General features: G+C 60.7%; 6 protein-coding genes, 6 tRNA genes and 1 pseudogene. 7 read left to right on the plus strand and 6 right to left on the minus strand.

Annotated elements, in window-relative coordinates; genetic code table 11:
- The 6 genes and pseudogenes from AB5Y54_RS10805 to rsgA form a co-directional block, all read right to left on the minus strand.
- A pseudogene (locus tag AB5Y54_RS10805) lies at positions 1 to 698 on the minus strand (ISL3-like element ISAeme19 family transposase); the annotation flags it as partial.
- 156 nt (positions 699 to 854) lie between these two features.
- The gene (locus AB5Y54_RS10810; protein WP_201996414.1) at positions 855 to 1,256 is read right to left on the minus strand and encodes a hypothetical protein; all 402 of its coding nucleotides are present in this window, start codon (positions 1,254 to 1,256) and stop codon (positions 855 to 857) included.
- Positions 1,257 to 1,258: 2 nt separating this feature from the next.
- Positions 1,259 to 1,510: a DUF2960 domain-containing protein gene (locus tag AB5Y54_RS10815; RefSeq protein WP_010675489.1), complete on the minus strand. Its 252-nt coding sequence runs from the start codon at positions 1,508 to 1,510 to the stop codon at positions 1,259 to 1,261.
- Between the two features lie 4 nt (positions 1,511 to 1,514).
- On the minus strand, positions 1,515 to 1,763 hold the full coding sequence (locus tag AB5Y54_RS10820) for a VF530 family DNA-binding protein (protein WP_041212447.1): 249 nt from the start codon (positions 1,761 to 1,763) through the stop codon (positions 1,515 to 1,517).
- On the minus strand, positions 1,760 to 2,632 hold the full coding sequence (asd, locus tag AB5Y54_RS10825) for an archaetidylserine decarboxylase (protein ID WP_042014303.1): 873 nt from the start codon (positions 2,630 to 2,632) through the stop codon (positions 1,760 to 1,762). Before asd ends, AB5Y54_RS10820 begins: the two co-directional genes overlap by 4 nt.
- A gap of 29 nt (positions 2,633 to 2,661) precedes the next feature.
- A complete protein-coding gene (gene rsgA, locus AB5Y54_RS10830; RefSeq protein WP_039040203.1) occupies positions 2,662 to 3,696 on the minus strand; it encodes a small ribosomal subunit biogenesis GTPase RsgA in 1,035 nt (344 codons plus the stop codon).
- Positions 3,697 to 3,787: 91 nt separating this feature from the next.
- Here rsgA and orn point away from each other — a divergent pair, with 91 nt between their 5' ends.
- The 7 genes from orn (at position 3,788) to AB5Y54_RS10865 (ending at position 5,199) form a co-directional block, all read left to right on the plus strand.
- Entirely contained in the window at positions 3,788 to 4,333 is a 546-nt protein-coding gene (gene orn / locus AB5Y54_RS10835) for an oligoribonuclease (RefSeq protein ID WP_042014296.1), read from the plus strand.
- Between the two features lie 177 nt (positions 4,334 to 4,510).
- Positions 4,511 to 4,586: transfer RNA gene (locus AB5Y54_RS10840), tRNA-Gly, on the plus strand.
- A 25-nt stretch (positions 4,587 to 4,611) separates the two neighbouring features.
- Positions 4,612 to 4,687 (plus strand) — tRNA-Gly (locus tag AB5Y54_RS10845).
- Between the two features lie 32 nt (positions 4,688 to 4,719).
- A tRNA-Gly gene (locus AB5Y54_RS10850) sits at positions 4,720 to 4,795 on the plus strand.
- Between the two features lie 114 nt (positions 4,796 to 4,909).
- Positions 4,910 to 4,985 (plus strand) — tRNA-Gly (locus AB5Y54_RS10855).
- Positions 4,986 to 5,009: 24 nt separating this feature from the next.
- Positions 5,010 to 5,085 (plus strand) — tRNA-Gly (locus AB5Y54_RS10860).
- Positions 5,086 to 5,123: 38 nt separating this feature from the next.
- Positions 5,124 to 5,199 (plus strand) — tRNA-Gly (locus AB5Y54_RS10865).
- Positions 5,200 to 5,217: the final 18 nt, after the last annotated feature.

Raw genomic sequence — 5,217 nt, forward strand, 5'->3', positions numbered from 1 at the left:
TGGAACAGGTCGTAGACCACCTCCGCCTGCGGGCAGTGTTGCTTCACCTCCAGGTCGAACGCCGTGTTCATGTCCATCGCCACCGCCTCAATCTGCTGGCATCGCTCGCCGAGCTGCTCGAAGAAGGGACGGATAGCGGCCCGACTGTTGCCGTGCCCCACCCACAGGACGCGGGTTCGCTCGGCATCCATGATCACGGTGGCATAGCGGTGTCCCTTGTGCAGGGCAAACTCATCCATCACCAGCCGCCGCACCTCCCCAAGTTCGATGGTGCCCACACTAGTCTGCAAACGGCGCTTGTCGATCTCCTTGATGGTGTGCCAACCGACCCCGGTGAGCTGGCTGACATGGCGGATGGGGAGGTACTGAACGAGCGCTTCAATCCAGCACTGCATGCGCCGGGTGAGGCGGGAGCCAGAGGGGAGCCAGTCGATATGTTCACTGACGCGACCACAGCGCAGACAGTCGACGCGGCGAACAGGCAGTTGTAACCAGACTTGTCGGTCAAATAGGTCTCGCTCACGCACCCGGCGGATACGTTGGTCGTGGATCAATGGCGTGGGTTGCAGGCATCGGCGACAACGGGGCAAGAAGTCGGCGCGAGGCTCAAGGGTAAACAGGGTGTGATGGTTGGCAGAAAGCGCTTGGGCGATGACGGTATAACCTGGCCAGAAGGAGGTAATATCAATATGATGCACGGCGACAGCAGGGTGATGGTGGTGGTGTGTTTGGCGACAACCAGTTTACCAGCACCCTGTCTGTCAACTTCCACTTTCCCAGGATCCCGCGAAGAACCTTTTTTTATGCCTGCTCTGCGCCCATCAGGGCGTGGGGGGAGGGATGAAGCCAGAGGATCAGGGGGTCAGATCGCCGTGATAGAGCACATGGTCGCCGGACTTGAGCACATAGCCCTTCCAGGGGAAGAGCTGATAGCCGCCGCCCTGCCAGGACCAGTTGCCCTCTTCGCCCTGGCGGATCAGCCGGATCGGCTCGCCCTCTGGCAGGGTCAGCTCGGCCTGACTCTGATCGGCATTGAACAGCACGAAGGCGCTGACGGTCTGACCGGCATCGGTCGGGTTGAGGCGAATGCCCTGCTCGAACAGCCGCACGCACTTGCCTGCCAGCGCCGACCATTGATAACCCGCGCTGCCGATGCAGCCATGTTCGTCGCGATCCGCGCCGACCAGGGGCTCCCTCGGTGTCGTGTTGCAGGCGGCCAGCAGCAGGGAGGCGGCCATCAGGGTCAGGGTGCGCATGCTTACTCCTTGGCGTCCCGTTCGATGACGATGTTGGAGAAGCCCAGCTCCTTGAAGTAGTTCTCCCGGTAATCCTTCACGCTCTTCTTGTCGCGGCGGCACACCTGGGCCAGCTGCTCTTCCATGGCGTGGAAGCGGGTCAGATCGATCCCCTCGGCGGCGGCAACGGCATCATAGATGCTGTTGAACTTGTCGTTGGCGTAGCCAATCTCCCTGGCCTGCTTCTTGTAGGTGTAGGTAATCTTGAACGCCATGGCGTCACTCCTTCTCTTTGGCCTGCTTGCGCTGGACGTACAGATAGAGGCTTTCGACCTTCTCTCTGGCCCAGGGGGTCTTGCGCAAGAACTTCAGGCTGGACTTGATGCTGGGATTATCGGTGAAGCAGCGGATATTGATCTGCTGCCCCAGCGCTTCCCAGCCATAGTGCGCGACCAGGGCGGTGACGATGGCCTCCAGGGTCAGCCCGTGCAGCGGGTTGTTCTTCTGGGAAGCGGGTTGATCGCTCATGCTTGCGCCGCCAGGGTGGCAAAGGGCTGACCCATGCGGGTGGTGACCCCGTTGGCCAGGTGCGGCTCGAAACCGGCCAGCATGCCCGGGCCAAACAGGCAGACGACTGTGCTGCCCAGCTTGAACAGGCCCATCTCGGCCCCCTTTTGCAGGGTGATGGCTTCATCGCCGGTGTAGTCCCAGCGCACCACCTTCTTCTCTTTGGTCGGCGCTATGTTGCCGGCCCAGATGGTTTCGATGCTGGCCACGATAGTGGCACCGACCAGCACCAGGGCCATGGGGCCGTGGGGGGTTCTGAAGGTGGCCACCACCCGCTCGTTGCGGGCAAACAGGTTGGGCACGTTCTCGGCGGTGAGGGGGTTGACGGAGAAGAGATCCCCAGGCACGAACACCATGCTCTCCAGCACGCCGTCCAGCGGCATGTGGATGCGGTGGTAATCCTTGGGTGCCAGATAGATGGTAGCGAAGTCGCCATCCTTGAACGGGGCTACCAGATCCTCATAGCCCCCCAGCAGCTCGCGGGCGCTGTAGTCGTGGCCCTTGGCCTGGATGATGCGACCTTGGCTGATGGGCCCGAGCTGGCTGACGGTGCCATCCACCGGCAGGGCCAGGGTCATGGCGTCTTCCACCACGGGGCGGATGCCGGGCTTGAGCTCGCGGGTGAAGAATTCGTTGAAGCTCTTGTAGTGGGCAGGGCTCTCGTGCAGCGCCTCGCTCATGTCGACCTGGTACTGCTTGATAAAGGCCTCGATCACCCTGGTGGTGAGGTTGCCCGCTTCGGCGGCGGCAAGTTTGCCCACCAGGCGGGAGAGGGCGTGTTTGGGCAGGCAGTATTGACCGGCAATTTTCAGGTTGTCAGTGATGCTCATGATCTTCATCTGGGAATGAGTTGAACGGGTCACAGCCGCGCCTGTTGGCGACCGTGGCGGGCTTCCTGCATGGTTTCCAGGATGCGGTGGTAGTTGTGGAAGCGATCGGCGCTGATGGCGCCCGCTTCGACCGCGGCGCGCAGGGCGCAGCCGGGATCGTCCTTGTGGGTGCAGTCGCGGAACTTGCAGCCACCCAGGTAGTCGCGAAACTCGACGAAGCACCAGGTGATGCGGTCGGCTTCCAGGTGCCAGAGGGCGAACTCGCGGATCCCGGGGGAGTCGATGAGATCGCCGCCGCTCGGGAAGTGGTAGAGCCGCGCCGTGGTGGTGGTGTGCTGGCCGAGCCCCGAGTTCTCGGAGATCTCGCCGGTGAGCACGTCCAGCCCCGGCATCAGGGCGTTGGTGAGGGACGACTTGCCCACCCCGGACTGGCCCACGAAGATGCTGATCTTGTCGGTGAGCGCCGCCTTTAAGGCGTCGATGCCCTCACCGCTCTCGCAGCTCACCAGCAGCACCTCGTAACCGAGCTTGCGGTAGGTCTCGAGCTGGTGCTCGATACGGGCGCGGGCCGCGTCATCGAGCATGTCGACCTTGTTCAGCACGATGAGGGGCGCTATCTCCACATCTTCTGCCGCCACCAGGTAGCGGTCGACGATGTTGGTGGAGAACTCGGGCATCACCGCCGAGACGATGATGATCTGGTCGATGTTGGCGGCGATGGGTTTGACCCCGTCGTAGAAGTCCGGCCGGGTCAGCACCGAGTGGCGCGGATGCACCGCCTCGATGACGCCGGCAGTCGCGGCATTGAGGCCGGGGCGCCACACCACCTTGTCGCCGCACACCAGGCTGCTGATGCTGCTGCGCCGCAGGTTGCTGCGGTGGATGGCACCATCGCTCGCCTCGACATCCGCGTGCTGGCCGAAACGGCTGATCACCACCCCTTCGATGGCGGGGCCGAACAGGGTGTCATCCACCACTGTGGTGTGCTCTTTTTGCAGCCGCCGCTCGCGGTTGGCCTGGACGCGCCTTTGTTGACCCAGATTGAGTTTTGCTTTCTTTGCCACGGGGTTTGCCAGTTTATGAACAGATTCAAAGCCAGTATGATACATGCAAATTGGCAAAATTCCGCCATTCCTCCCAATAGAGAGAGCAATCATGACAGTCAGCGCGCAGAACCTGGTATGGATCGACATGGAGATGACGGGTCTGGACCCCGAAGAGAACGTGGTACTGGAGATCGCCACCATCGTCACCGACAAGGACCTGAACGTGCTGGCCGAAGGGCCGGTCATCGCCATCCACCAGAGCGAGGAAGAGCTGGGCAAGATGGATGACTGGAACGTCAACACCCACACCAAGAGCGGGCTGGTGGCCCGGGTCAAGGCGAGTGAATACGACGAGGCCAAGGCCGTTGCCGAGACCCTCGCCTTCATTCGCCAGTGGGTGCCGGAGCGCACCAGCCCCCTGTGCGGCAACAGCATCGGCCAGGATCGCCGCTTCATGGTCAAGCACATGAGCGATCTGGAAGCCTTCTTTCATTACCGCAACGTGGACGTCAGCACCATCAAGGAGCTGGTCCGTCGTTGGCAGCCTGAACTGCTGGATCAGTTCAAGAAGAGCGGCTCCCACCAGGCGCTGGACGACATCCGCGAATCCATTGCCGAACTGCAGTTCTACCGCGCCCACGTCTTCAAAATCTGAGTGGCTGGCAAGGGTTTGCCGTCGTTCGGTTGCTAAAATCAGCAGTTCGGCCAGCTTTTGAGCGAACGGCTGCAACCAGACAAAAAAGCCCTTGCAATTGGAATGTCTGCTCTTATAATTCGGCTCCCGTACAGTAGCGCAAGCAACCAAATGCTGTACGGTCTGTTTTCAGGTTTTGCGGGAATAGCTCAGTTGGTAGAGCACGACCTTGCCAAGGTCGGGGTCGCGAGTTCGAGTCTCGTTTCCCGCTCCAAAATGTTTGCTGATGACGTTCCGATGCGGGAATAGCTCAGTTGGTAGAGCACGACCTTGCCAAGGTCGGGGTCGCGAGTTCGAGTCTCGTTTCCCGCTCCAATCATCAGCACAGCCTCAAGACAATCCATGTTGCGGGAATAGCTCAGTTGGTAGAGCACGACCTTGCCAAGGTCGGGGTCGCGAGTTCGAGTCTCGTTTCCCGCTCCAATATGCAGTGCCGGAGTCACCGAGTTGGTAGAGCATGTTGAGTGCTTGCCAAGGTCGGGGCAGCGAGCGCGAGTCTCGTTGCTGGCTCCAAAAATATGTAAGTGATATTCCGATGCGGGAATAGCTCAGTTGGTAGAGCACGACCTTGCCAAGGTCGGGGTCGCGAGTTCGAGTCTCGTTTCCCGCTCCAATCACTTGCAGATGACATTCTGTTGCGGGAATAGCTCAGTTGGTAGAGCACGACCTTGCCAAGGTCGGGGTCGCGAGTTCGAGTCTCGTTTCCCGCTCCAAACAGTGTCCGGTAGATATGTGTAAGTGATATTCCGTTGCGGGAATAGCTCAGTTGGTAGAGCACGACCTTGCCAAGGTCGGGGTCGCGAGTTCGAGTCTCGTTTCCCGCTCCAATCACTTGCAGATGACAT

The organism is Aeromonas sp. s9 (genome assembly GCF_040907765.1).
In the GTDB taxonomy this organism is placed as follows: Bacteria; Pseudomonadota; Gammaproteobacteria; order Enterobacterales; family Aeromonadaceae; genus Aeromonas; species Aeromonas caviae.

Bases quoted from the DNA above. Each gene is read 5' to 3' on its own strand.
- AB5Y54_RS10810 (WP_201996414.1), bottom strand. From the start codon at position 1,256: ATGCGCACCCTGACCCTGATGGCCGCCTCCCTGCTGCTGGCCGCCTGC.
- AB5Y54_RS10815 (WP_010675489.1), bottom strand. From the start codon at position 1,510: ATGGCGTTCAAGATTACCTACACCTACAAGAAGCAGGCCAGGGAGATT.
- AB5Y54_RS10820 (WP_041212447.1), bottom strand. From the start codon at position 1,763: ATGAGCGATCAACCCGCTTCCCAGAAGAACAACCCGCTGCACGGGCTG.
- asd (WP_042014303.1), bottom strand. From the start codon at position 2,632: ATGAGCATCACTGACAACCTGAAAATTGCCGGTCAATACTGCCTGCCC.
- orn (WP_042014296.1), top strand. From the start codon at position 3,788: ATGACAGTCAGCGCGCAGAACCTGGTATGGATCGACATGGAGATGACG.